Raw genomic sequence first — 24,017 nt, forward strand, 5'->3', positions numbered from 1 at the left:
CCGTACCCGGGGGGCCACGGGCAGGGCTACGGGCAGGGCATCGCGCAGGGTTCACGGGCGGGGCCGTCGGCAGGGCTACGGCAGGGCCGCCGCGCGGGGTTCACGGGGCAGGGTTCACGGGCAGGCCCGGACGTCGGCGCCGCACACCACGCCGGTATCGTCGGTTCGGTCACGCCTTGCCCCGATCCACCGTGGAGCGCCCATGTCCGGCCAGTCCAGCCGCCGCACCGTACTGAAGGGCGCCGCTCTCGCCGGTGCCGCCGGGCTGGGAGTCGCCGCCTGCTCCACCGAGTCCAAGCTCGGCCACGCCGAGGTCCCGACCCCGACCGCCCCGGTCTCCCTCGGCGCCCCGGACGAGATCCCGGTCGGCGGTGCCAAGCTCTACCGCGAGCAGCGGGTCCTGGTGAGCTGCCCGGCCAAGGGCCGGTACAAGGCGTTCAGCGCCCAGTGCACCCACGCCGGCTGCGTCCTCGACAAGATCGAGAACAACGAGGGCAACTGCCCCTGCCACGGCAGCCGCTTCGACGTGACGACCGGCAAGGCGCTCAAGGGCCCGGCCACCGTCCCGCTCCCCGAGGTCCCGGTCCGCGTCGAGAACGGCAAGCTGATCGTCGGCCCCGAAGCCGCCCCGAAGAGCTGAGCCGGGCCCCGGGCCCGCGCGGGCCCAAGGCCTGAGCCGGGCCCCGGGCCCGTCAGGTCCAGTCCCAGTCGATCCCCAGGATCCCCGGACGTACCCCCTGCTCCACGACGTGCACCGTGCGGTGCCGGCCGCTCAGGGTCAGCTCCGCGCGGCCCCCGCGCGGCGCGCCCGTCGAGGCCTGCGCGAACCTCCGGCACCGCACCGGCAGCGCCGCCTCGTCGAAACGCACCTGAAGCACGTACTGCCCGGCGGCGAAGCTGAACCCGCGCATGTACTCCCCGCTCGCCCCCGCCGTACCGTCCTCGAATCCGTACGAGAAGAGGTACGTGTCCCCGGCCCGCAGCCGTGCGTCGAAGAGCAGCTCCGCGATCAGGACGCCCGTCCCCGTGTGCCACCGCACCCGCCCGGTCCGGCAGTTCTCCACCGCCCGCACCCGCACCCGCGACGGGTCGCAGCCCGGGTCCCCGTGGTGGATGGCGAGATAGCGGTCGACGCCGTCCCGGTGTGCCCGCACCACGTGCTGCGACTCGCGCCCCACCAGCTCCCGCCCCGCCCCGATCCGCACCCGCTCGTGGTGCCCCACCGTGTGCAGCCCGCCGTCCGCCGGCGACTCCAGGTCCGCGAGCAGCTCCTCGACCGAGCCGGACGCCTCGACCAGTGAGCGGTACGAACGGGCCGCCGGGCGCTCCACCTCGGACCGCGCGGCGGCGTCCTCCGTGAGCAGCCGCAGCAGCGAGTTCCCCGGCAGCTGGAGCACCTCCTCCAGGGCACGGACCGCCTTCATCGACTCCGGCCGCTGCGGACGGCGGGCGCCCTGCTGCCAGTAGCTCAGACTCGTCACCCCGACCTTGACGCCCCGGTGGGCGAGATGGTGCTGGACCCGCTGGAGCGGCAGCCCGCGCACGGCCAGCGCGGTGCGCAGCGCCAGATGAAAGGGGCCGGTGTGCAGGAGCTGCACCAGATCGGCCTCGGTGTGGCTCACGAGGACTCCTCAGTCGACTTCTCGGTCCTGAAGGACCGGGCTTGTCACCCGATCCGCGAAAGGCCGTGATGGCAAGTGGAGCGCGGCCGGCTGTCGCGCTGGTCCCTGCGTCCTGAATCAGCTTGCGCCGGTTCCGGGGCGATTGACCGCGCCACGCTTCCACACAGCGTCGCCTCGGTGGGCGATGTCGCGGGAGCCGTTGTGGTCCGCGTGCAGGACGGTCCCGCAGGACCGGCAGACGAACCGTGTTCGGGTCGCCCTGTCCGTGCGGTGGGTGTGCCGGCAGTCGGAGCACTGCCGGGAAGTGTCGCGCGGGTCGACGAAGACTACGGGGACCCCCGCTCGGCGTGCCTCGTCCTCGACGAACGTGCCGAGTTGAGCGAAGGCCCAGGAGCGCCGTCGTGCCCGCTGGTCCCGCTCGGCCGTAACCCTCTGCCGGATGCCCCGGATGCCCCGGATGCGGTCGTCGAACGGCTGCGCCGCCTCCTCGCGGAGCATGATCGGCCTCGACTCCGCCCGTACGCGCCGTTTCGAGCCCTCCCGGCCGGGGTTCCCGGCCCCGGCGGGCCGCACGTGAACGTTCACGGTGGGGGAGCGGACCGCGGCGCCGCGTGGGGTGGGCGGGCAGGTGGGCCGAGGGCGTCCGTTCACACCCGGGTCACACCGTTCACAGTCCGATGTCACCCCGCGTTGCGGCGTGTTGACCGGATCCGGACAACGGAAGATGCTCCAGACCAGCGTCCGGACGCGCTCCTCCACCCCCATCCCCACACCCCCCGCCCCGGGAGGAACGCGATGCGCAGTAGAAAGCTGAACCTCGCGGCACTCGCCGCAGCCGCCCTCTTTCTCGCCCCCACCACCTCGGCGTCCGCCGCCCCCGCCGCCGAGGACGCCGCGGCCCTCGGCTCCAAGCGGCTGAACATCACCATGCAGGCCCAGCAGAAGACCAACTGGTGCTGGGCGGCGGCCGGCAACACCATCGCCACCTGGTTCGGCCGGAACCACAGCCAGAACCAGTTCTGCAACGCCGCCTTCAACCGCCAGCAGGGCTACGACTGCCCCAACAACCAGGCCACCCTCGGCAACGTCCAGACCGGACTCAGCTGGGCCGGCGTCCGGCCCGGCTCGTACGTCACCGGCTGGCTGCGCTACCCCACCGTGCAGACCGAGATCAACGCCGACCGGCCCATCGAGACCCGCATCCAGTGGTCCAGCGGCGGTGGCCACATGCACGTGATCCACGGCTACGACGACGCGAACAGCTGGGTGTACTGGGGCGACCCCTGGCCCTCCAGCGACCGCTACAACTGGGCCTCGCACGCCTGGTACGTCGACAACGACTCCTTCTCCTGGACGCACTCCCTCTACCGGATCGGGGCGTGACGACGATGCACGCACGTGCCACGGGAGCCGGGCTCCTCACCACCGTCGCCCTCGTCCTCCTCGGGGCGCTGCCGGCGGACGCGGCCGAGGCCCTGCCGCCCGCGCCCACCCCCGAACAGGCCGCCTCCGCGCCGGGGACCCTGGACACCCTGTCCCGGTTCTTCGCCCGGGACGGCGCCGTCGCCCGCTCGGCCGCCGCGCCGCGCGTCGAGGGCGGGTCCGTGCCGGTACGGATCCTCTCCCCGGACTTCGTCGCCGGGAAGGCCGGGGCGCCGGTCGCCCGGGTCGAGTTCCGGGCCAGCCGGGCCGTCTCCTCCGACGGCCAGAAGGCCTCGCTGTGGACGGTGCAGCGGTCCGGCGGCTGGCAGGTGGTGAACATCGCCACCGGCGACGACGAGATCCGCTACGCGGAACAGGGCGGACGCGTGCTGCCCGGCGGCCTCGTCTTCCGCGAGCCGCAGATCGACGCGTGGTACGTCCAGAAGGGGACGAAGGTGCTGCCGCTGGACGAGGACGCGGTGCGGGCGGTCGGGCGGAACGGGACGAGCCTCGGGGCGTACCGGGAGCGGGTCGCCCGGGCGTACGGGGACAAGCTGCCGGGCTCGGCTTACGCGAAGAAGGGCGCGGCGGGCGGCTACGCGCCGGAGGCGGCTGCTCCGGCCCTCCCGACGGGCGGCCACGCGCCGGAAGCGGCGGCTCCGCCCCTCGCGACGGGGGCCCGGGCGGAGCCGGCGGTCACCGTCGCGTCGGCGACGGCGGGGGTGGGGGCGGCGCTCGCGCTCGCGCTGCTGGGTACGGCGGCGATACGCCGCCGGCGGGTGTCCAGGGAGACCTGAGCCCCCGCACCGGGCCGGGTCACGTCCCGCCCCTGTTGTGCGCAGCCCCCACCGGGCGGGTGAGGCCCGCGGGTGGGGGCTCGCGTCGTGGAGGCTCGGCGGGCCAGGCAGCCGCCGTCCACCGGGAGGACCGCTCCCGTCACGAACGACGCCTCGTCCGACGCGAGGAGGGGGATCGCCGCCGCCACCTCCCCCGGCGTGCCGAAGCGGCCCATCGGATGGGCGCGGACGGTCTCGGAGAGGTACTCGGGGCCGCCGGGCTCCACACGCGCGGCGGCCACGCGCTCGGTCTCGGTGGTGGCCGGGGCCGCCGCGTTCACCCGGATCCCGTGCTCCGCCCGCTCCACCGCCCGGTGCTCGGCCAGACCGGTCGCCACGCACTTCGCCGGCCCGTAGACCGTCGGCCGGGCCTGCCCGGCCACGCCCGGGATCGACGAGGCGCGCACGATGGCCCCGCCGCCCGAGACGAGCATCGCCTCGGGCGCGTGCTCGCAGGTCAGGCACATGCCCCGGCCGTCGACCGCCATGACCGCGCCGTGATCACGCGCACCCGGTCCGCCGGCCGTCCCGCCTCATGATTCGCCATGCCCCGCCAACGACCGCGCGAGGCCGGAGTGTCGGTGCCCGCCAGTAGGGTGGGGAGCATGGCAGACCCCTCCAGCTACCGCCCCAGGCCGGGGCAGATCCCCGACTCCCCGGGGGTCTACAAGTTCCGCGACGAGCACCGCCGGGTGATCTACGTGGGGAAGGCGAAGTCGCTCCGCCAGCGGCTCGCCAACTACTTCCAGCCCCTCACGAGCCTGCACCCGCGCACGGCGACGATGGTGACCACCGCCGCGTCCGTGGAGTGGACCGTCGTGTCGACGGAGGTCGAGGCGCTGCAGCTGGAGTACTCCTGGATCAAGGAGTACGACCCCCGGTTCAACGTCAAGTACCGGGACGACAAGAGCTACCCGTACCTCGCGGTCACGATGAACGAGGAGTTCCCCCGGGTCCAGGTCATGCGCGGCCACAAGAAGAAGGGCGTGCGCTACTTCGGGCCGTACGCGCACGCGTGGGCGATCCGCGAGACCGTCGACCTGATGCTGCGGGTCTTCCCCGTCCGGACCTGCTCGGCGGGGGTCTTCCGGAACGCGGCTTCGGCCGGCCGCCCCTGCCTCCTCGGCTACATCGGCAAGTGCTCCGCGCCCTGCGTCGGCCGGGTCACGCCGGAGGAGCACCGCGAACTGGCCGAGGACTTCAGCGACTTCATGGCCGGCCGTACGGGCACGTACATCCGCCGTCTGGAGAAGGAGATGATGCTGGCGGCCGAGGACATGGAGTACGAGAAGGCCGCGCGGCTCCGCGACGACATAGAGGCGCTGCGCCGGGCCATGGAGAAGAGCGCGGTCGTGCTCGCCGACGCCACCGACGCCGACCTGATCGCCCTCGCCGAGGACGAGCTGGAGGCCGCCGTGCAGATCTTCCACGTGCGGGGCGGACGCGTCCGCGGCCAGCGCGGCTGGGTCACGGACAAGGTCGAGGCCGTCGACACGGCCGGGCTCGTCGAGCACGCGATCCAGCAGCTGTACGGCGAGGAGACCGGCGACACGGTCCCCAAGGAGGTCCTGGTCCCGGCGCTGCCCGACGACGCGGAGGCCGTCACCGCCTGGCTCTCCGGCCGCCGCGGGTCCAACGTCTCGCTGCGGATCCCGCAGCGCGGCGACAAGAAGGACCTGATGGAGACCGTCGCGCGCAACGCCCAGCAGGCGCTGGTGCTGCACAAGACGAAGCGCGCCAGCGATCTGACCACCCGCTCCCGGGCCCTGGAGGAGATCGCCGAGGCCCTGGGCCTGGACTCGGCGCCGCTGCGGATCGAGTGCTTCGACATCTCGCACCTCCAGGGCGAGGACGTGGTGGCCTCGATGGTGGTCTTCGAGGACGGGCTGCCCCGCAAGAGCGAGTACCGCCGCTTCCAGATCAAGGGCTTCGAGGGCCAGGACGACGTCCGGTCCATGCACGAGGTGATCGGCCGCCGCTTCCGCCGCTATCTCGTCGAGAAGGAGAAGACGGGGGAGTGGGATCCGGAGGGGGTCGTCGAGGACCCGGAGGAGAGCGGGCGGCCCAAGCGCTTCGCGTACCCTCCGCAGCTCGTCGTGGTCGACGGCGGGCAGCCGCAGGTGGCGGCGGCCCGGCGGGCCATGGACGAGCTGGGGATCGACGACATCGCGGTCTGCGGGCTCGCCAAGCGTCTGGAGGAGGTGTGGCTGCCCGGTGACGACGACCCGGTGGTGCTGCCCCGCTCCAGCGAGGGACTGTACCTCCTTCAGCGGGTACGTGACACGGCTCACGACTTCGCGATCCGCTATCAGCGCTCCAAGCGCGCGAAACGTATCCGGACCAGCCCTCTCGACGCGGTTCCCGGCCTCGGCGAGACCCGGAAACAGGCGTTGATCAAGCATTTCGGCTCGGTGAAGCGGCTCCGGCAGGCGACAATCGAGCAGATCTGCGAGGTTCCGGGCATGGGCCGGAAGACCGCGGAGGCGGTAGTCGTGGCCCTCGTCCAGGCGGCCCCGGCGGCGCCCGCCGTGAACACGGCGACAGGAGAGATCATGGAAGACGACGGGGGCGGCACGGCATGACCGCGCACGAGCAGCAGGACCAGCAGGACGCGCACGATGAGCACGAAGAGCACGACCGAGAAGACGGAGCAGGACACGTGAGTACGGGCACGAAGGAGACCCCCGGCGACAACGGCGCCGAGGCGGCCATTCCCGAGCTGGTGATCATCTCCGGCATGTCCGGGGCCGGCCGGTCCACCGCGGCGAAGTGTCTGGAGGACCTCGGCTGGTTCGTCGTGGACAACCTGCCGCCCGCGCTGATCCCCACCATGGTGGAGCTCGGCGCCCGCTCCCAGGGCAACGTCGCCCGGATCGCCGTCGTCGTGGACGTCCGCGGCCGGCAGTTCTTCGACAACCTCAGGGAGTCCCTCGCCGACCTGGACTCCAAGCAGGTCACCCGCCGTATCGTCTTCCTGGAGTCGTCCGACGACGCCCTCGTCCGGCGCTTCGAGTCGGTCCGCAGGCCGCACCCCCTCCAGGGCGACGGCCGCATCACCGACGGCATCGCCGCCGAGCGCGACCTGCTGCGCGAGCTGCGCGGCGACGCCGACCTGGTCATCGACACCTCCAGCCTCAACGTCCACGAGCTGCGCGCCAAGATGGACGCCCAGTTCGCCGGCGACGAGGAGCCCGAGCTGCGGGCCACCGTGATGTCCTTCGGGTTCAAGTACGGCCTGCCGGTCGACGCCGACCTCGTCGTCGACATGCGCTTCCTGCCGAACCCGCACTGGGTCCCCGAGCTGCGCCCCTTCACCGGCCTCAACGAGGAGGTGTCGAACTACGTCTACAACCAGCCCGGCGCCAAGGAGTTCCTCGACCGCTACACCGAGCTGCTCCAGCTGATCGCCGCGGGCTACCGCCGCGAGGGCAAGCGGTACGTGACCGTCGCCGTGGGCTGCACCGGCGGCAAGCACCGCTCCGTGGCCACCGCCGAGCGGCTCGCCGCCCGCATCGCCGCCGAAGGGGTCGAGACCGTCGTCGTGCACCGGGACATGGGGCGCGAGTGAAGCCGTACCGCCGGCGTGCCTCCACCCTCTCGGTGCGGCGTACGCTCCGCAGGCGCGGCGCTCAGCCGAAGGTGGTCGCGCTGGGCGGCGGCATGGGCCTCTCGGCCTCCCTCGCCGCGCTCCGCCGGATCACCGGCGACCTCACGGCCGTCGTCACCGTCGCCGACGACGGGGGCTCCAGCGGCCGGCTCCGGGAGGAGCTGGGCGTGCTGCCCCCGGGCGATCTCCGCAAGGCGCTCGCCGCGCTCTGCGGCGACGACGACTGGGGGCAGACCTGGGCCCGGGTCATCCAGCACCGCTTCCAGTCCAAGGGCGAGATCAACGGCCACGCCGTCGGCAACCTCCTGATCGTCGCCCTCTGGGAGCAGCTCGGCGACCCCGTGCAGGCCCTCGACCTGGTGGGCCGGCTGCTCGGCGCGCAGGGCCGGGTGCTGCCCATGTCCGCCGTACCCCTGGAGCTCCAGGCCCTGGTCAGGGGCCATGACCCGGAGCGCCCGGACGACGTGGACACCGTGCGCGGTCAGGCGACGGTGGCGCTCACGCCTGGTGAGGTGCAGTCCGTGCACCTCGTGCCGAACGACCCGCCGGCGGTGCCCGAGGCGGTCGAGGCGGTCCTGGACGCGGACTGGGTCGTCCTCGGTCCCGGCTCCTGGTTCTCCTCGGTGATCCCGCACCTCCTCGTCCCCGGTCTGCTCGACGCGCTGGCCGAGACGAAGGCCCGGAAGGTGCTCTCGCTGAACCTCGCGCCGCAGCCCGGAGAAACAGAGGGCTTCTCCCCGCAGCGTCATTTGGAGGTTTTGGGACGACACGCCCCTAAACTCGCCCTGGACGTGGTGCTGGCCGACGAGGCCGCCGTGCCCGATCGCGAGTCCCTCGCCGATGCCGCCAAGCGGCTCGGTGCCGCGGTCGAGCTGGCGCCGGTGGCCGGGCCCGACGGCTCCGCGAAGCACGACCCGGAGCTGTTGGCCGCCGCGTACGACCGTATTTTTCGGATGCATGGAAGGATCGGCCCATGGCGATGACGGCAGCGGTGAAGGACGAGATCTCCCGGCTTCCCGTCACCCGGACCTGCTGCAGGAAGGCAGAGGTCTCGTCGATCCTGCGGTTCGCGGGCGGGCTGCACCTGGTGAGCGGCCGCATCGTGATCGAGGCGGAGCTCGACACCGCGATGGCGGCGCGCCGCCTCAAGCGGGACATCCTGGAGATCTTCGGGCACAGCTCGGAGCTGATCGTGATGGCCCCCGGCGGACTGCGGCGCGGCTCGCGCTTCGTGGTGCGGGTGGTGGCCGGAGGCGACCAGCTGGCCCGGCAGACGGGGCTTGTGGACGGCCGGGGCCGCCCCATCCGGGGCCTCCCCCCGCAGGTGGTCTCCGGGGCCACCTGTGACGCGGAGGCGGCCTGGCGGGGCGCCTTCCTCGCGCACGGTTCGCTGACCGAGCCCGGTCGCTCCTCCTCCCTGGAGGTGACCTGCCCGGGTCCGGAGGCCGCGCTCGCGCTGGTCGGCGCGGCCCGCCGGCTCTCCATCGCGGCGAAGGCCCGTGAGGTGCGCGGTGTGGACCGGGTCGTCGTCCGCGACGGCGACGCGATCGGTGCCCTGCTCACCCGGCTCGGCGCGCACGAGTCGGTGCTCGCCTGGGAGGAGCGGCGGATGCGGCGCGAGGTCCGCGCCACCGCCAACCGCCTGGCCAACTTCGACGACGCCAACCTGCGCCGTTCGGCCCGCGCGGCGGTCGCCGCCGGTGCCCGGGTGCAGCGCGCCCTGGAGATCCTCGGCGAGGAGGTGCCCGAGCACCTCGCGGCCGCCGGCCGGCTCCGGATGGAGCACAAGCAGGCCTCGCTGGAGGAGCTGGGCGCGCTCGCCGACCCGCCGCTGACGAAGGACGCGGTCGCCGGACGGATCCGCCGGCTGCTCGCGATGGCCGACAAGCGGGCGCAGGACCTGGGCATTCCCGGGACCGAGTCCAACCTGACCGAGGAGCTCGACGACAGCCTGGTCGGCTGAGCGCACGGAACACCGAACTCCACGCTGCCGGTGCCTTTCTGAGGCACCGGCAGCTTTTTCGTACACCCGCGCGGCACCCTTGACAGGCCCATGGGCTCCCATGAGCCTTTCGTCTGTTCACCTTCGTGGCAGACGACAGCAAGGGGGGCTCATGAGACGCAGGGCGAGATCGATCCTCGCAGCAGCTTCACTGTTGATCGCGGGAGTGGCGGCGGCACCCGTCGCCGGAGCGCAGCCGAACGACCGGGACGGCGGCGACGCCCTCTCCGTATGGCGGGCCGAGGTGACCAAGGAGCAGGTTCCGCTCCTCCTCGAAGCCGGTGCGGACGCCCATGAACTGACCGAACAGGTGCCCGCGAAGGGCACCGCGACGGTCGAGCTCTTCCTCACCGGCCGCCAGGCCGGGCAGCTGCGCGGTCAGGGCGTCGAGCTCGCCGAGCACCAGCTGACGGCCCAGGCCGAGAAGCGGGTGGCGGCCGCCGGGGACGGGGTCTTCCGCCCGTACGGAGGGCCGAACGGCCTCAAGCAGGAGATCCTCGACACGGCCCGGGCCAACCCCGGGATCACCAAGGTCGTCTCCCTCGGCAGGACCGTCAAGGGCCAGGACATCCTCGCCCTCAAGCTGACCAAGGGCGCCCAGCGCGTCAAGGACGGGTCGAAGCCCGCCACGCTGTACATGTCGAACCAGCACGCGCGCGAGTGGATCACCCCCGAGATGACCCGGCGCCTGCTCCACCACTACCTCGACGGGTACGGCAAGGACGAGCGGATCACCCGGATCGTCGACACCACCGAACTGTGGTTCGTACTCTCCGCCAACCCGGACGGCTACGACTGGACGCACGCCGACCCCGCCAACCGGCAGTGGCGCAAGAACCTCCGCGACAACGACCGCGACGGGCGGATCACCTCCGGCGACGGCGTCGACCTCAACCGCAACTTCTCCTACAAGTGGGGTTACGACAACGAGGGTTCGTCCCCCGACCCGGCGGACGAGACCTTCCGCGGCAAGGGCCCCATGTCGGAGCCCGAGACCAAGGCCGTCGACGCCTTCCAGAAGCGCATCGGCTTCGCGTACGGCATCAACTACCACTCGGCCGCCCAGCTCCTGCTGTACGGCGTGGGCTGGCAGGTCGCCACCGACACGCCCGACGACGTGGCCCTCAAGGCACTCGCCGGCACCCCGCAGAACTCCGCCGTGCCCGGCTACCGGCCGCAGGTCTCCTCCGAGCTGTACATCACCAACGGCGAGGCGGACGGACACGCCGCCAACGTCAACGGGACGCAGATGTTCACCCCGGAGATGTCGACCTGCGCCACCGCCTCCCGGGTCGACCCGAACGACGCGTGGAACCCGGCGGACTGCGCCTCCGTCTTCACCTTCCCGGACGACGAGAAGCTGATCCAGGCCGAGTTCGCCAAGAACATCCCCTTCGCCCTCGCCGTCGCCGAGACCGCCGCCCACCCGGACCGGCCCGTCTCCCCGGTCGGCATCGAGGCCCCGGACTTCACCCCGAAGACCTTCGCCACCTCCTACGCCCGCGGCGAGGAGCAGGAGGTCGCGGTCACCGCCCGCAAGTCGCTGCGCGGCAAGACCCTGAAGTACCGCGTCAACGGCGGCCGCACCCGCACCGAGGGGCTCGACGCCTGGAAGGGCGGCGAGACCTACGGCGGCGAGGACAACCTCTACTTCGACGAGTACCGCGCCGAGGTCGAGGGCGCCCGGCCCGGCGACTCCGTCGAGGTCTGGTTCACCGCCCGCACCCGGGAGGGCCGGACCACCACCTCCGCCCCCTTCACCTACAAGGTGGCCGAGCGCCCCCGCGGCGACGTGCTCGTCCTCGCCGACGAGGGCGGCACCACCCCCGCGAAGCACACCGCCGGCTACGTGAAGGCACTCGCCGACAACGGCCGCGGGGCCGCCGTCTGGGACGTCGCCACCCAGGGCACCCCGGACGCCCTCGGCGTCCTCTCCCACTTCCGCACCGTCCTCTGGTACACCGGCGCCGAGCGGCCCTCCGGAGCCACCCAGCTCGCCGTCCGCTCCTACCTCAACGAGGGCGGCAAGCTCATCAACGCCGGCGAGAAGTCCGGCGGCCTCACCCGGGTCGGCCTCGCCGAGACCAACGACTTCGCCCAGTACTACCTCGGGGCCTACCACCGCGCGGGCCTCAAGACCCCGCCCGCCTTCTCCGGCACCGGCGCCTTCGCGGGCGTCCGCGCCGGCCTCGGCGCCGCCGCCGACAACCCGCTCGACAACGCGGGCGCCTACACCGTCACCTCGGACACGCTGAAGCCGAAGGACTTCCCGCAGTTCGCGAGCAGCGCCTCCGCCGGTGACTACCCGGGCATCCGCACCCCCTTCGAGCCCGCCGAAGGCGCCACGTTCGCCGCGGTCAAGCACGCCGACGACACCTGGGCCCGGCTCAGCAGGACCGTCGACCTCACCGGCGTCGCCGCCGGAGCCGCGCCGCGCCTGGACTTCCAGGTCAGCTACGACACCGAGCCCGGCTACGACAACCTCGTCGTCGAGGCCCACACCGTCGGCCAGGACGACTGGACGACCCTGCCCGACGCCAACGGCGGCACGTCCGCCGAGCCCCCCGCCGACTGCGGCGAGGGCTACTACGTCGCCGGCCACCCCTTCCTCGCCCACTACCTCACCGTCGGCGAGGACGGCTGCGCCGCCACCGGCACCACCGGTTCCTGGAACGCCTTCACCGGCCCCTCCAACGGCTGGCGGCAGGCCTCCGTCGACCTGAGCGCCTGGGCGGGCAAGCGGGTCGAGCTGTCGATCTCGTACGTCTCCGACCCCGGTACGGGGGAGACGGGCGCCTTCGTGGACGACATCAGGCTCTTCGACGGCACCACCACCCAGGCGGAGGGCTTCGAGACCGCCTTCGGCGCGTGGACCGTACCCGGCGCACCGGCCGGCAGCCCCGGCAACGGCGCCGACTGGACGCGCTCCGCCGCGCTCTTCCACTCCCAGGCCGCGGTCACCACCCGCGACACCGTCCTCATCGGCTACGGACTGGAGCACGTGCCGGCCGCCGGAGAGCGGGCGCGTCTGGTGGGCCGCGCCCTCGGGGTGCTCCGACGCTGACGGAGCGTAGTGGGGACAAAGGTCCCACGGCGGCCCGTACCCGTTGGTAGGTACGGGCCGTCGGCCTTTCTCCCTCACTTTCCGGGCTCGTACGGCTGCGCTGGATGTCACTCGGGGGCGCCCGGGGAGGTAGGGTCGTAAGCGGTCGGGGACATCCCAAAAAACAAAAATCTCGCCGGCGTCGAGCACACCGGCGTTCCTAACGAGGAGATCGGTTCGTGACGATCCGCGTAGGCATCAACGGCTTTGGCCGCATCGGCCGGAACTACTTCCGCGCGCTCCTTGAGCAGGGTGCCGACATCGAGATCGTGGCTGTCAACGACCTGGGTGACACCGCGACCACGGCCCACCTGCTGAAGTACGACACCATCCTGGGCCGCCTCAAGGCAGAGGTCACCCACACCGCCGACACCATCACCGTCGACGGCCACACCATCAAGGTGCTCTCCGAGCGCAACCCGGCCGACATCCCCTGGGGTGAGCTGGGCGTCGACATCGTCATCGAGTCGACCGGCATCTTCACCAAGAAGGCCGACGCCGAGAAGCACATCGCCGGTGGCGCCAAGAAGGTCCTCATCTCGGCTCCGGCCACCGACGAGGACATCACCATCGTCATGGGCGTCAACCAGGACAAGTACGACCCGGCGCAGCACGACGTCATCTCGAACGCGTCCTGCACCACCAACTGTGTCGCGCCGATGGCGAAGGTCCTCGACGAGAACTTCGGCATCGTCAAGGGCCTGATGACCACGGTCCACGCGTACACCAACGACCAGCGGATCCTGGACTTCCCGCACAAGGACCTGCGCCGCGCCCGCGCCGCCGCGGAGAACATCATCCCGACCACGACGGGTGCCGCCAAGGCCACCGCCCTGGTCCTCCCGCAGCTCAAGGGCAAGCTCGACGGCATCGCCATGCGCGTCCCGGTCCCGACCGGTTCCGCCACCGACCTGGTCGTGACGCTCGACCGCGAGGTCACCAAGGACGAGGTCAACGCCGCGTTCAAGAAGGCCGCCGAGGACGGCGACCTCAAGGGCATCCTGTACTACACCGAGGACCCGATCGTGTCCTCGGACATCGTGAGTGACCCGGCCTCCTGCACCTTCGACGCCTCCCTGACCATGGTCCAGGAGGGCAACACGGTGAAGATCCTGGGTTGGTACGACAACGAGTGGGGCTACTCCAACCGTCTCGTCGACCTCACCGTCTTCGTCGGCGGTCAGCTCTAAGCTTCAGGGCGGGCTTTCGATGTGAGCAGGGCTCGGGCAGCGCAACGCCGCGCTGTACGAGCCCTGTTTGTGTGCTCCACCGCGTACCAAGGAGTCTGTGACAGATGAAGACGATCGACGAGCTTCTCGCCGAAGGCGTCTCCGGCCAGCGGGTGTTCGTCCGCGCCGACCTCAACGTGCCGCTCGACGGCACCACCATCACCGACGACGGCCGCATCCGCGCCGTCGTGCCCACGGTCAAGGCGCTCGCCGACGCGGGTGCCCGCGTCGTGGTCGCCTCGCACCTGGGCCGCCCGAAGGGCGCTCCGGACCCGGCGTTCTCGCTCGCCCCGGCCGCCGCCCGTCTCGGCGAGCTCCTCGGCGCCGAGGTGGCCTTCGCGACGGACACGGTCGGCGACTCCGCCACCGCCACCGTCGCGGGCCTCACCGACGGCCAGGTCGCCGTCATCGAGAACCTGCGGTTCAACGCCGGCGAGACCTCCAAGGACGACGCCGAGCGCGGCGCGTTCGCGGACCGGCTGGCGGCTCTCGCCGACGTCTACGTCGGCGACGGCTTCGGCGCCGTGCACCGCAAGCAGGCCTCGGTCTTCGACCTCCCGGCGCGCCTGCCGCACGCCGCGGGCTACCTCATCGCCACCGAGGTCGGCGTCCTGAGGAAGCTCACGGACGACGTCAAGCGGCCGTACGTGGTCGCGCTCGGCGGCGCCAAGGTCTCCGACAAGCTCGGCGTGATCGACCACCTCCTGGAGAAGGCCGACCGCATCCTCATCGGCGGCGGCATGGCGTACACCTTCCTCAAGGCCCAGGGCCACGAGGTCGGCATCTCGCTGCTCCAGGAGGACCAGGTCCCGGCGGTCCTGGAGTACCTGGAGCGCGCCAAGGAACGCGGCGTGGAGTTCGTGCTCCCCGTCGACGTGCTGGTCTCGGACAAGTTCCCCGACCTGAAGACCAAGGCTCCGGCCCACCCCACCACGGTCGCCGCGGACGCCATCCCGGCGGACGAGGAGGGCCTGGACATCGGTCCGGAGACCCGTAAGCTCTACGCCTCGAAGCTCGCCGACGCCGGCACCGTCTTCTGGAACGGTCCGATGGGCGTCTTCGAACACCCCGACTACGCCGAGGGCACCAAGGCCGTCGCCCAGGCGCTCGTCGACTCCCCGGCCTTCACGGTGGTCGGTGGTGGCGACTCCGCCGCCGCCGTCCGCACCCTGGGCTTCGACGAGAAGGCATTCGGCCACATTTCGACCGGCGGCGGCGCCTCCCTCGAGTACCTCGAGGGCAAGACGCTTCCCGGCCTCGCCGCACTGGAGGACTGACCGCTTTATGAGCAGCACCCGCACCCCGCTGATGGCGGGCAACTGGAAGATGAACCTCAACCACCTCGAGGCCATCGCCCACGTCCAGAAGCTCGCCTTCGCCCTGACCGACAAGGACTACGACGCCTGTGAGGTCGCGGTCCTGGTTCCCTTCACCGACCTCCGGTCCGTGCAGACCCTGGTCGACGGCGACAAGCTCAAGATCAAGTACGGCGCCCAGGACATCTCGGCGTACGACTCCGGTGCCTACACCGGTGAGATCTCGGGCCTGATGCTGTCCAAGCTGAAGTGCACCTACGTGGCCGTCGGCCACTCCGAGCGCCGCCAGTACCACGCCGAGAACGACGAGGTCTGCAACGCCAAGGTGAAGGCCGCCTTCAAGCACGGCGTGACCCCGATCCTCTGCGTCGGCGAGGGCCTGGACATCCGCAAGGCCGGTCAGCAGGTCGAGTACACCCTCGCCCAGCTCGACGGCGGCCTGAAGGACGTCCCGGCCGAGCAGGCCGAGACCATCGTGATCGCGTACGAGCCGGTGTGGGCCATCGGCACCGGCGAGGTCGCCACCCCCGAGGACGCCCAGGAGGTCTGCGGGGCGATCCGCGGCCGTCTCGCGGAGCTGTACTCGCAGGAGCTGGCCGACAAGGTCCGCATCCAGTACGGCGGCTCGGTCAAGTCCGGCAACGTCGCCGCGATCATGGCGCAGCCGGACGTCGACGGCGCCCTCGTGGGCGGCGCGGCACTGGACGCCGACGAGTTCGTCAAGATCGTCCGCTTCCGCGACCAGTGAGTATGCGGTAGCGGAGTTACGTCGTACCCTTGCGGGGGTCGGGCAGGTGCCCGGCCCCCGTCCGTATAAGTCCGAGGAAGTTGGTCCAGCCGTGGTTATGGGGTTCTCGATCGCCCTCATCGTCTTCAGCGGGCTGCTGATGCTGCTCGTGCTGATGCACAAGGGGAAGGGTGGCGGCCTCTCCGACATGTTCGGTGGCGGAATGCAGTCTTCCGTCGGTGGTTCCTCGGTCGCCGAGCGCAACCTCGACCGGATCACCATCGTGGTCGCTCTGCTCTGGTTCGCCTGCATTGTGGTACTTGGTCTGCTGATGAAGTTGGACGGGTAACTCCAATCACTGGACGCGCGTTGGGCCTTACGTAGACTGGGGCATCTTCGAGCACCATCACGCAGGGAGTTACGACCGTGGCAAGTGGCAACGCGATCCGGGGAAGCCGGGTCGGAGCGGGGCCGATGGGCGAGGCCGAGCGGGGCGAGTCCGCGCCGCGCGCCCGCATCTCCTTCTGGTGCTCGAACGGGCACGAGACGCAGCCGAGCTTCGCCAGCGACGCGGCTGTCCCGGAGACCTGGGACTGCCCCCGCTGCGGCTTCCCGGCCGGTCAGGACAGGGACAACCCGCCGGACCCGCCGCGCACGGAGCCGTACAAGACCCATCTCGCCTATGTGCGTGAGCGGCGCAGCGACGCGGACGGCGAGGCGATCCTCGCCGAGGCGCTCGCCAAGCTGCGGGGCGAGATCTGAAGCATGGTGTGACGGTGTGACGAACGGGCCTTGCCCGCGAACTCGATTCGCGGGCAAGGCCCGTTCGGCGTCTCCCGGGCGGACCCGGAGGCGCCATGGCCGTGTTCGTCCTCGCCGTCGCGTCGCGCGCCCCTCTGATCAATTAGGTTGGAGAGGCAGCGGGGCAGACAAGCAGTACGAGAAGAAGTGGGCGATGTCCGAGATGAACAACGAAGGCCGCACCAGGCTCAACCGGCTGCCCGAGTGGGCGGCCCTCGGCAAGCACCGTGAGCAGCTGGGCGACACCCACCTGCGGGAACTGTTCGCCGCCGATCCCGAGCGTGGCACCGGCTACGCCCTGCGCGTCGGCGACCTCTACCTGGACTACTCCAAGCACCTCGTCACCGACGAGACGCTGACCCTGCTGCGCGAACTGGCCGCCGCCACCGGCGTCGCCGAGCTGCGCGACGCCATGTTCCGCGGCGAGAAGATCAACACCACCGAGGACCGGGCGGTCCTCCACACCGCGCTGCGCGCCCCCCGCGGGGCCGTGGTCGAGGTCGACGGGGAGAACGTCGTCCCCGGCGTGCACGCCGTCCTCGACAAGATGGCGTCCTTCGCGGACACGGTGCGCGCGGGCGGGTGGACCGGCCACACCGGCAGGCCGATCAGGAACATCGTCAACATCGGCATCGGCGGCTCCGACCTCGGCCCCGCCATGGCCTACGAGGTCCTGCGCGCCTACACCCAGCGGGACCTGACGTTCCGCTTCGTCTCCAACGTCGACGGCGCCGACCTCCACGAGGCCGTCCGCGACCTCGACCCCGCCGAGACGCTCTTCATCGTCGCCTCGAAGACCTTCACCACCATCGAGACGATCACCAACGCCACCTCCGCCCGCGACTGGCTCCTTGCCGGACTCGGAGCCGGCCAGGAGGCCGTGGCGAAGCACTTCGTCGCCCTCTCGACCAACGCCGAGAAGGTCGAGGAGTTCGGCATCGACACCGCGAACATGTTCGAGTTCTGGGACTGGGTCGGCGGCCGCTACTCCTACGACTCCGCCATCGGCCTCTCCCTGATGATCGCCATCGGCCCGGAGCGCTTCCGCGAGATGCTCGACGGCTTCCACCTCGTCGACGAGCACTTCCGCACCGCCCCGCCCGAGGAGAACGCGCCGCTGCTGCTCGGCCTCCTCGGCGTCTGGTACGGAGCCTTCTTCGACGCGCAGTCGCACGCCGTCCTGCCGTACTCGCACTACCTGTCCAAGTTCACCGCCTACCTCCAGCAGCTCGACATGGAGTCCAACGGCAAGTCGGTGGACCGCGAGGGCAACAAGGTCGACTGGCAGACCGGGCCCGTCGTCTGGGGCACCCCGGGCACCAACGGCCAGCACGCGTACTACCAGTTGATCCACCAGGGCACCAAGGTCATCCCGGCCGACTTCATCGGCTTCGCCCGGCCCGTCGCCGACCTGCTGCCCGGCCTCGTCGCCCAGCACGACCTGCTCATGGCCAACTTCCTCGCCCAGACCCAGGCGCTCGCCTTCGGCAAGACGCCCGAGGAGGTACGGGCCGAGGGCGTCCCCGAGGAGCTCGTCCCGCACAAGACCTTCCAGGGCAACCACCCCACCACCACGATCCTCGCGGAGGAGCTCACCCCGTCCGTCCTCGGCCAGCTGATCGCGCTGTACGAGCACAAGGTCTTCGTCCAGGGCGCCGTCTGGAACATCGACTCCTTCGACCAGTGGGGCGTCGAACTCGGCAAGGTCCTCGCCAAGCGGATCGAGCCGGTCCTGACGAGCGGGGAGGGCGCCGACGCGCTCGACAGCTCCACCGCGGGGCTCGTCGCCGCCTACCGCTCGCTGCGCGGACGGTAGGGACATGAGGGGGGAGAACACGGTGCGGCTGCGGCCGCCCAGGAGCGCCGTGGACGAGCGGGCCGTCACCTGGTGGCGGACCCAGCTCCTGGTGACCACCGCCCTGCCGGTGGTGGTCCTCGCCGTCCTCGGCGCCTTCATCGGACCCGCCCGGTTCTGGCTGCTGACCGCGGCCGGGGCCGTGGCGGCCGTGGGCCTCGTCTGCACCGCGTTCTTCCCCGCCTGGTGGTTCCGCGTCCACCGCTGGGAGGTCACCGAGGACGCCGTCTACGTCCGCACGGGGGCCCTCTGGCAGGAGTGGCGGATCGCGCCGATGTCCCGGATCCAGACGGTGGACACCTCGCGTGGCCCGCTGGAGCAGCTCTTCCGGCTGGCCACCGTCACCGTGACGACCGCCTCCTCCAAGGGCGCCCTCCGGATCGAGGGCCTCGACCACGAACTGGCCGCCGACCTCGCCGAACGGCTGACCGCCATCACCCAGGACACCCCCGGGGACGCCACATGAGCGTGGACCGCGCCGAGAAGGTGGACCAGGACACCGACTGGCTGCGGCTCGATCCCCGGACCGTCCTCGTCCGCGTCGTCCTCTTCTCCGGCGTCCTCGCCGGAGCCGCGCTGCCCACCGCGTTCGGCCTGGCCGGCTCACGGCCCCTGTGGCAGGCCTTCGCCTGGGTCGCCACGGGCGTCGCCCTCGCCCTCGCCGTCGACATCGTCGCCGAGACCCTCCGCTTCCGCCGTACCCGCTACCGCGTCGGCCGCGAGCGCGTCGAACTCCACACCGGACTCCTCGTCGTCCAGCGCCGCTCGCTCGCCCGCGAGCGCATCCGCAGCGCCGACCTCACCGCCAACCCCCTCCAGCGCGTCTTCGGCCTCGTCAAGGTCCGTATCGGCACCGGCGAACACACCTCGGGCGGCGAGTCCACCCTCGAACTCGACCTGGTCACCCGGGCCGAGGGCGAGCGGCTCCGGCACGAACTGCTCGCCCGCGCCGCCGTCACCGCCCCCGAGGACCCCGACCACGACAACGCCCTGGCCGTCCTCGACCCGCGCTGGATCCGCTACGCCCCCGTCTCCTTCGTCGCCCCCGCCCTCGGTGGCGCGGCGGCCGGCGCCGTCATGCAGGTCAGCGAGTGGTTCGGCGCCCAGGGGGAGGTCATCGACTGGATAGGCGACCGCTTCCAGGACGTCTCCGTCACGTGGATCATCGTGGACCTGATCCTCCTCGCCACCCTCGCCGGGGCCGTCGGCGCCCTGGGCCTCTGGGTCGAGATGTGGTGGAACTACCGCCTGGAGCGCGAGCCGGGCGGCACCGTGCGGGTCTCCCGCGGCCTCTTCACCGCCCGGTCGGTCTCCCTGGAGGAGCGCAGGCTGCGCGGGATCGAGCTGGTCGAGCCGCTCGGCGTCCGGCTGTGCGGGGCCGCCCGCGTCGACGCCGTCGCCACCGGTCTCGCCGAGAGCGGCGACGACCGGCACACCGACCTCAAGACCCTGCTGCCGGCCGTGGAGCGGGCCGTCGCCGACCGGGTCGCCGCCCAGGTCCTGCGCGAGCCGGAGCCGCCCACCGGGGCGCCCCTCGCCGCCCATCCGCGCGCCGCCCGCACCCGCAGGGTGGGCTGGGCGCTGTGGAGCGTCCTGGTGCCCGTGGCCGTCCTCGCCCTCCTCGGGCTCCTGGTCACACCGGTCCTGCTCTACGTGGCGGCCGGCTGCGCGGTCGTCCTCACCCCGGTCGCCGTGGTGTTCGCCCTCGACGCCTACCGGAGCCTCGGACACGGCGTCAGCGGCGCCTACCTCGTCACCCGTTCGGGTACGGTCCGGCGTGCCACGGTCGCGCTCCAGCGCTCCGGCGTCATCGGCTGGACCGTCAAGCAGTCGTACTTCCAGCGGCGCGCCGGGGTCCTCACCCTGACCGCCACCACGGCGGCCGGAGCGGGGGCGTACGACATCCTCGACGCGGGCCAGAGCCAGGGCCTGACCTTCGCCGCCGGGGCCGTACCGGACCTGCTCGCGCCCTTCCTGGAACTCGTGCCGGGCTCCGTGCCGGGCTCCGTGCCGGACTCGGCGCGGGGCTCCCGGCCCGACTCCGCTCCGGGCTCCGTACCGACGACGGAGGCCCGGTCCACCGAGGGGTGAACCGGGCCTCCACGTCGTCGGATCAGGCCGACGCCGGCGGGTACAGACTCCGCGGCAGCTCCGAAGCCGCTGCGGCGTCGAGCAGCCACAGCGTCCGCGAGCGGCCGTAGGCACCCGCGGCGGGGGCCTGCACCTCGCCCGCGCCCGACAGCGCGATCGCGGCGGCCTTCGCCTTGTCCTCACCGGCCGCGAGCAGCCAGACCTCCTTCGCCGCCCGGATCGCCGGAAGGGTCAGCGAGACCCGCACCGGCGGCGGCTTGGGCGCGCCGTGCACGCCCACCACCGTCCGCTCGGTCTCGCGGACCGCGGGCAGCTCCGGGAAGAGCGAGGCCACATGGGTGTCGGGACCGACGCCCAGCATCAGGACGTCGAAGCTCGGCACCCCGGCGCCCGCGGCGGCAGCCGCTGATCGATACGGGCCCGGGGCCGCGGCGGCCGCCAGCTCCTCCGCGTACGCGGCCGCGGCGGCGTCGACATCGCTGCCGTACGGCCCGTCCGAGGCGGGCATGGCGTGCACCCGCGCCGGGTCGAGCGGTACCCGGTCGAGCAGCGCCTCCCGGGCCTGGGTGACGTTCCGCTCGGGGTCGCCCTCGGGCAGGAAGCGCTCGTCGCCCCACCACAGGTCGAGCCGCGACCAGTCAACCGCGTCCCGCGCGGGCGCCGCGCCGAGCGCCGCCAGCAGGCCGTTGCCGTTGCGTCCGCCGGTGAGCACCACCGAGGCGGAGCCGCGGGCGGCCTGGGCGTCCACGATGCTCGTGATCAGCCGGGCCGCCGCCGCCTCGGCCATCAGCTCCTTGTCGCGGTGGACGACCAGCTGAGGGGCGCTCACTTGGCCGCCGCCTTCTTCGCCGGTGCCTTCTTCGCGGCGGGCTTCGCGGCCGGCTTCTCCGCGGGTTCGGCCGGGGCCGGGGCGGCCTCCGGCTCCGGCGCGGGGGCGCGGACGGCCGCCTCCTCGTCGAGTCGCTCAAGACCGAACTTGAGCGCTGTCGCGTAGGTGTCGTCCGGGTCGAGCCGGCGCAGCTCCTCGGCGATCAGCTCGGCCGTCTCGCGGCGCTTGAGCGCCACGCCACGGTCCGGCTGCCCCTGGATGGAGAGGGTCGCGAGCGAGCCGTCCGGCCGGTCGAGGACGATCGGGCCGGAGCTGGTCTCCATCCGTACGGAGGTGAGACCGGGGCCGGCCGACTTCGAGCGCCGCACCGGCACCTTCAGCCGCTCCGCCAGCCACATCGCGAGCAGCTCGACGCTCGGGTTGAACTCCTCGCCCTCCACCTCGGCGGAGGTCACCTCGCACACGACCTGGTCGAGCGCGGCGGCGAGCATCGAACGCCACGGGGTGATCCGGGTCCACGAGAGGTCGGTGTCGCCCGGGGTGTACGCGTCCGCGCGCGAGGTCAGCTCCCGGATGGGCTGCTCGGCGGCGTAGGTGTCGGTCACCCGGCGCTGGGCGAGCGCGCCCAGCGGGTCGTTCGCCGGGTCGGTCGGCGCGTTCACCGGCCACCAGACGACGACGGGGGCGTCCGGCAGGAGCAGCGGGAGGACCACCGACTGGGCGTGGTCGACGACCTCGCCGTACAGCCGGAGGACCACCGTCTCGCCGGTGCTGGCGTCGGCGCCGAGGCGGACCTCGGCGTCGAGCCGCGCCACGGCGCGGTCGCGCGGGGAGCGCGAGACCCGCTTGATGACGACGAGGGTCCGCGAGGGGTGCTCGCGGGACGCCTCGTTCGCGGCCTTCAGCGCGTCGTAGGCGTTCTCCTCGTCGGTGACGATGACGAGGGTGAGCACCATGCCGACGGCCGGGGTGCCGATGGCCCGCCGCCCGAGCACCAGCGCCTTGTTGATCTTGGAGGACGTGGTGTCCGTCAGGTCGGTCTTCATGGCCGGCGCCAGCTCCGTCCGTCTCGTGCGAGCATCTCGTCCGCCTCGACCGGCCCCCAGGTCCCGGACTGGTACTGCGCGGGCTTGCCGTGCGTGTCCCAGAACTGCTCGATCGGGTCGAGGATCTTCCAGGACAGCTCGACCTCCTCGACGCGCGGGAAGAGGTTCGAGTCGCCGAGCAGGACGTCGAGGATGAGCCGCTCGTACGCCTCGGGGCTGGACTCCGTGAAGGACTCGCCGTACGCGAAGTCCATCGACACGTCCCGGATCTCCATCTGGGTGCCGGGCACCTTGGAGCCGAACCGCACCGTCACGCCCTCGTCCGGCTGGACCCGGATGACGATGGCGTTGCGGCCGAGTTCCTCGGTCGCGGTGTGGTCGAAGGGGGAGTGCGGGGCGCGCTGGAAGACGACCGCGATCTCGGTGACGCGGCGGCCGAGCCGCTTGCCGGTGCGCAGGTAGAAGGGGACGCCCGCCCAGCGGCGGTTGTCGATCTCCAGCTTGACGGCCGCGTAGGTGTCGGTCTTCGACTTGGGGTCGATGCCGTCTTCCTGGAGGTAGCCGACGGCCTTCGCGCCGCCCTGCCAGCCGGCCGCGTACTGGCCGCGGACCGTGGAAGCGCCGAGGTCCTTGGGCAGCTTCACCGCGCCGAGGACCTTGGTCTTCTCGGCGGCCAGCGCGTCGGCGTCGAAGGAGGCGGGCTCCTCCATCGCGGTCAGCGCGAGCAGCTGGAGCAGGTGGTTCTGGATGACGTCACGGGCGGCGCCGATGCCGTCGTAGTAGCCGGCGCGGCCGCCGATGCCGATGTCCTCGGCCATGGTGATCTGCACGTGGTCGACGTAGGACCGGTTCCAGATCGGCTCGAAGAGCGTGTTGGCGAAGCGGAGCGCCAGGATGTTCTGGACGGTCTCCTTGCCGAGGTAGTGGTCGATCCGGAAGACCTCGTTGGGCGGGAAGACCTCGTGGACGACCTCGTTGAGCTCCTTCGCGGAGATCAGGTCGTGGCCGAAGGGCTTCTCGATGACCGCGCGGCGCCAGGAGCCGTCCTTCTGGTCCGCCAGGCCGTGCTTCTTCAGCTGCTGGACGACCTTGGGGAAGAACTTCGGCGGGACCGACAGGTAGAAGGCGAAGTTGCCGCCGGTGCCCTGCGCCTTGTCCAGCTCCTCGACGGTGGTCTTCAGCTGCTCGAAGGCCTCGTCGTCGTCGAAGTCGCCCTGGACGAATCGCATGCCCTGGATCAGCTGCTGCCACACCTCCTCGCGGAACGGGGTGCGCGCGTGCTGCTTGACGGCCTCGTAGACCTCCTGCGCGAAGTCCTCGTCCTGCCACTCCCGGCGGGCGAAGCCGACGAGCGAGAAGCCCGGCGGCAGCAGGCCGCGGTTGGCCAGGTCGTAGACGGCAGGCATCAGCTTCTTCCGGGACAAATCGCCCGTGACGCCGAAGATCACCAGGCCCGACGGCCCCGCGATGCGCGGGAGCCGTCGGTCTGCGGCGTCACGGAGCGGGTTGGCTCCGTGGACTGCGCTCAAAG

At 71.8% G+C, this 24,017-nt stretch carries 21 protein-coding genes and 1 pseudogene; 16 read left to right on the plus strand and 6 right to left on the minus strand.

Translation table 11 applies throughout. The features are described 5' to 3' along the window. Nucleotides 1-202: 202 nt before the first annotated feature. The gene (locus ACRRSS_RS09105) at nucleotides 203-640 is read left to right on the plus strand and encodes a Rieske (2Fe-2S) protein (protein ID WP_435970712.1); all 438 of its coding nucleotides are present in this window, start codon (nucleotides 203-205) and stop codon (nucleotides 638-640) included. 52 nt (nucleotides 641-692) lie between these two features. On the opposite strand, the gene ACRRSS_RS09110 is transcribed toward ACRRSS_RS09105, so the two are convergent. Both ACRRSS_RS09110 and ACRRSS_RS09115 read right to left on the minus strand, forming a co-directional pair. Next, nucleotides 693-1,622, minus strand: coding sequence for a hypothetical protein (locus ACRRSS_RS09110; protein WP_435970713.1), 930 nt, complete (start codon nucleotides 1,620-1,622; stop codon nucleotides 693-695). 117 nt (nucleotides 1,623-1,739) lie between these two features. Beyond that, nucleotides 1,740-2,207, minus strand: a complete 468-nt coding sequence (locus ACRRSS_RS09115; RefSeq protein ID WP_435970714.1) for a transposase — start codon at nucleotides 2,205-2,207, stop codon at nucleotides 1,740-1,742. Nucleotides 2,208-2,417: 210 nt separating this feature from the next. On the opposite strand from ACRRSS_RS09115, the gene ACRRSS_RS09120 reads away from it, so the two are divergent. Further along, on the plus strand, nucleotides 2,418-3,005 hold the full coding sequence (locus tag ACRRSS_RS09120; RefSeq protein WP_435970715.1) for a papain-like cysteine protease family protein: 588 nt from the start codon (nucleotides 2,418-2,420) through the stop codon (nucleotides 3,003-3,005). Between the two features lie 5 nt (nucleotides 3,006-3,010). Next, complete coding sequence (locus tag ACRRSS_RS09125) at nucleotides 3,011-3,841, plus strand: hypothetical protein (protein WP_435975284.1); 831 nt, start codon at nucleotides 3,011-3,013, stop codon at nucleotides 3,839-3,841. 122 nt (nucleotides 3,842-3,963) lie between these two features. On the opposite strand, the pseudogene ACRRSS_RS09130 reads toward ACRRSS_RS09125, so the two are convergent. Further along, a pseudogene (locus ACRRSS_RS09130) lies at nucleotides 3,964-4,368 on the minus strand (SDR family NAD(P)-dependent oxidoreductase); the annotation flags it as partial. A 117-nt stretch (nucleotides 4,369-4,485) separates the two neighbouring features. Between ACRRSS_RS09130 and uvrC the strand changes: the two are divergent. From uvrC to ACRRSS_RS09195, 13 genes are all read left to right on the plus strand, one after another. Further along, nucleotides 4,486-6,462, plus strand: coding sequence for an excinuclease ABC subunit UvrC (gene uvrC, locus ACRRSS_RS09135; RefSeq protein WP_435970716.1), 1,977 nt, complete (start codon nucleotides 4,486-4,488; stop codon nucleotides 6,460-6,462). Then, nucleotides 6,459-7,448 (plus strand): RNase adapter RapZ, encoded by a 990-nt coding sequence (rapZ, locus tag ACRRSS_RS09140; RefSeq protein WP_435970717.1) that lies wholly within the window; start codon nucleotides 6,459-6,461, stop codon nucleotides 7,446-7,448. Before uvrC ends, rapZ begins: the two co-directional genes overlap by 4 nt. Next, entirely contained in the window at nucleotides 7,445-8,470 is a 1,026-nt protein-coding gene (locus ACRRSS_RS09145; protein WP_435970718.1) for a gluconeogenesis factor YvcK family protein, read from the plus strand. The genes rapZ and ACRRSS_RS09145 overlap by 4 nt, the downstream gene beginning before the upstream one ends. Next, a complete protein-coding gene (gene whiA, locus ACRRSS_RS09150; protein ID WP_030205188.1) occupies nucleotides 8,461-9,450 on the plus strand; it encodes a DNA-binding protein WhiA in 990 nt (329 codons plus the stop codon). The genes ACRRSS_RS09145 and whiA overlap by 10 nt, the downstream gene beginning before the upstream one ends. A gap of 151 nt (nucleotides 9,451-9,601) precedes the next feature. Then, nucleotides 9,602-12,553 (plus strand): M14 family zinc carboxypeptidase, encoded by a 2,952-nt coding sequence (locus ACRRSS_RS09155; RefSeq protein WP_435970719.1) that lies wholly within the window; start codon nucleotides 9,602-9,604, stop codon nucleotides 12,551-12,553. Between the two features lie 218 nt (nucleotides 12,554-12,771). Continuing rightward, nucleotides 12,772-13,782 carry a type I glyceraldehyde-3-phosphate dehydrogenase gene (gene gap, locus ACRRSS_RS09160; RefSeq protein ID WP_435970720.1) on the plus strand — a complete coding sequence of 337 codons (1,011 nt, stop codon included), beginning with the start codon at nucleotides 12,772-12,774 and terminating at the stop codon, nucleotides 13,780-13,782. A 104-nt stretch (nucleotides 13,783-13,886) separates the two neighbouring features. After that, nucleotides 13,887-15,098: a phosphoglycerate kinase gene (locus ACRRSS_RS09165; RefSeq protein WP_435970721.1), complete on the plus strand. Its 1,212-nt coding sequence runs from the start codon at nucleotides 13,887-13,889 to the stop codon at nucleotides 15,096-15,098. Nucleotides 15,099-15,105: 7 nt separating this feature from the next. Continuing rightward, nucleotides 15,106-15,885 carry a triose-phosphate isomerase gene (gene tpiA / locus ACRRSS_RS09170; protein WP_351896774.1) on the plus strand — a complete coding sequence of 260 codons (780 nt, stop codon included), beginning with the start codon at nucleotides 15,106-15,108 and terminating at the stop codon, nucleotides 15,883-15,885. A gap of 97 nt (nucleotides 15,886-15,982) precedes the next feature. Further along, nucleotides 15,983-16,213: a preprotein translocase subunit SecG gene (gene secG / locus ACRRSS_RS09175; protein ID WP_351897058.1), complete on the plus strand. Its 231-nt coding sequence runs from the start codon at nucleotides 15,983-15,985 to the stop codon at nucleotides 16,211-16,213. 77 nt (nucleotides 16,214-16,290) lie between these two features. Then, nucleotides 16,291-16,626: an RNA polymerase-binding protein RbpA gene (locus ACRRSS_RS09180; RefSeq protein WP_189505794.1), complete on the plus strand. Its 336-nt coding sequence runs from the start codon at nucleotides 16,291-16,293 to the stop codon at nucleotides 16,624-16,626. Between the two features lie 202 nt (nucleotides 16,627-16,828). Further along, on the plus strand, nucleotides 16,829-18,481 hold the full coding sequence (gene pgi / locus ACRRSS_RS09185) for a glucose-6-phosphate isomerase (RefSeq protein WP_435975285.1): 1,653 nt from the start codon (nucleotides 16,829-16,831) through the stop codon (nucleotides 18,479-18,481). Nucleotides 18,482-18,485: 4 nt separating this feature from the next. Continuing rightward, nucleotides 18,486-18,986, plus strand: a complete 501-nt coding sequence (locus ACRRSS_RS09190) for a PH domain-containing protein (RefSeq protein WP_435970722.1) — start codon at nucleotides 18,486-18,488, stop codon at nucleotides 18,984-18,986. Continuing rightward, on the plus strand, nucleotides 18,983-20,611 hold the full coding sequence (locus ACRRSS_RS09195) for a PH domain-containing protein (RefSeq protein ID WP_435970723.1): 1,629 nt from the start codon (nucleotides 18,983-18,985) through the stop codon (nucleotides 20,609-20,611). The genes ACRRSS_RS09190 and ACRRSS_RS09195 overlap by 4 nt, the downstream gene beginning before the upstream one ends. A 22-nt stretch (nucleotides 20,612-20,633) precedes the next feature. On the opposite strand, the gene pgl is transcribed toward ACRRSS_RS09195, so the two are convergent. Genes pgl through zwf form a run of 3 tightly spaced genes read right to left on the minus strand, consistent with a single transcriptional unit; the run spans nucleotide 20,634 to nucleotide 24,015 of the window. Then, nucleotides 20,634-21,440 carry a 6-phosphogluconolactonase gene (gene pgl, locus ACRRSS_RS09200; protein WP_435970724.1) on the minus strand — a complete coding sequence of 269 codons (807 nt, stop codon included), beginning with the start codon at nucleotides 21,438-21,440 and terminating at the stop codon, nucleotides 20,634-20,636. Beyond that, a complete protein-coding gene (gene opcA / locus ACRRSS_RS09205) occupies nucleotides 21,437-22,486 on the minus strand; it encodes a glucose-6-phosphate dehydrogenase assembly protein OpcA (RefSeq protein WP_435970725.1) in 1,050 nt (349 codons plus the stop codon). The genes pgl and opcA overlap by 4 nt, the downstream gene beginning before the upstream one ends. Beyond that, nucleotides 22,483-24,015, minus strand: a complete 1,533-nt coding sequence (zwf, locus tag ACRRSS_RS09210; RefSeq protein WP_435970726.1) for a glucose-6-phosphate dehydrogenase — start codon at nucleotides 24,013-24,015, stop codon at nucleotides 22,483-22,485. Before zwf ends, opcA begins: the two co-directional genes overlap by 4 nt. Nucleotides 24,016-24,017: the final 2 nt, after the last annotated feature.

This window comes from Streptomyces sp. Qhu_M48, from assembly GCF_051305195.1.
In the GTDB taxonomy this organism is placed as follows: Bacteria; Actinomycetota; Actinomycetes; order Streptomycetales; family Streptomycetaceae; genus Streptomyces.

Excerpts from the sequence above, each read along its gene's own strand:
- ACRRSS_RS09105 (WP_435970712.1), top strand. The coding sequence starts at position 203 with ATGTCCGGCCAGTCCAGCCGCCGCACCGTACTGAAGGGCGCCGCTCTC.
- ACRRSS_RS09120 (WP_435970715.1), top strand. The coding sequence starts at position 2,418 with ATGCGCAGTAGAAAGCTGAACCTCGCGGCACTCGCCGCAGCCGCCCTC.
- ACRRSS_RS09125 (WP_435975284.1), top strand. The coding sequence starts at position 3,011 with ATGCACGCACGTGCCACGGGAGCCGGGCTCCTCACCACCGTCGCCCTC.
- uvrC (WP_435970716.1), top strand. The coding sequence starts at position 4,486 with ATGGCAGACCCCTCCAGCTACCGCCCCAGGCCGGGGCAGATCCCCGAC.
- rapZ (WP_435970717.1), top strand. The coding sequence starts at position 6,459 with ATGACCGCGCACGAGCAGCAGGACCAGCAGGACGCGCACGATGAGCAC.
- whiA (WP_030205188.1), top strand. The coding sequence starts at position 8,461 with ATGGCGATGACGGCAGCGGTGAAGGACGAGATCTCCCGGCTTCCCGTC.
- ACRRSS_RS09155 (WP_435970719.1), top strand. The coding sequence starts at position 9,602 with ATGAGACGCAGGGCGAGATCGATCCTCGCAGCAGCTTCACTGTTGATC.
- ACRRSS_RS09165 (WP_435970721.1), top strand. The coding sequence starts at position 13,887 with ATGAAGACGATCGACGAGCTTCTCGCCGAAGGCGTCTCCGGCCAGCGG.
- tpiA (WP_351896774.1), top strand. The coding sequence starts at position 15,106 with ATGAGCAGCACCCGCACCCCGCTGATGGCGGGCAACTGGAAGATGAAC.
- secG (WP_351897058.1), top strand. The coding sequence starts at position 15,983 with ATGGGGTTCTCGATCGCCCTCATCGTCTTCAGCGGGCTGCTGATGCTG.
- pgi (WP_435975285.1), top strand. The coding sequence starts at position 16,829 with ATGAACAACGAAGGCCGCACCAGGCTCAACCGGCTGCCCGAGTGGGCG.
- ACRRSS_RS09190 (WP_435970722.1), top strand. The coding sequence starts at position 18,486 with ATGAGGGGGGAGAACACGGTGCGGCTGCGGCCGCCCAGGAGCGCCGTG.
- ACRRSS_RS09195 (WP_435970723.1), top strand. The coding sequence starts at position 18,983 with ATGAGCGTGGACCGCGCCGAGAAGGTGGACCAGGACACCGACTGGCTG.
- opcA (WP_435970725.1), bottom strand. The coding sequence starts at position 22,486 with ATGAAGACCGACCTGACGGACACCACGTCCTCCAAGATCAACAAGGCG.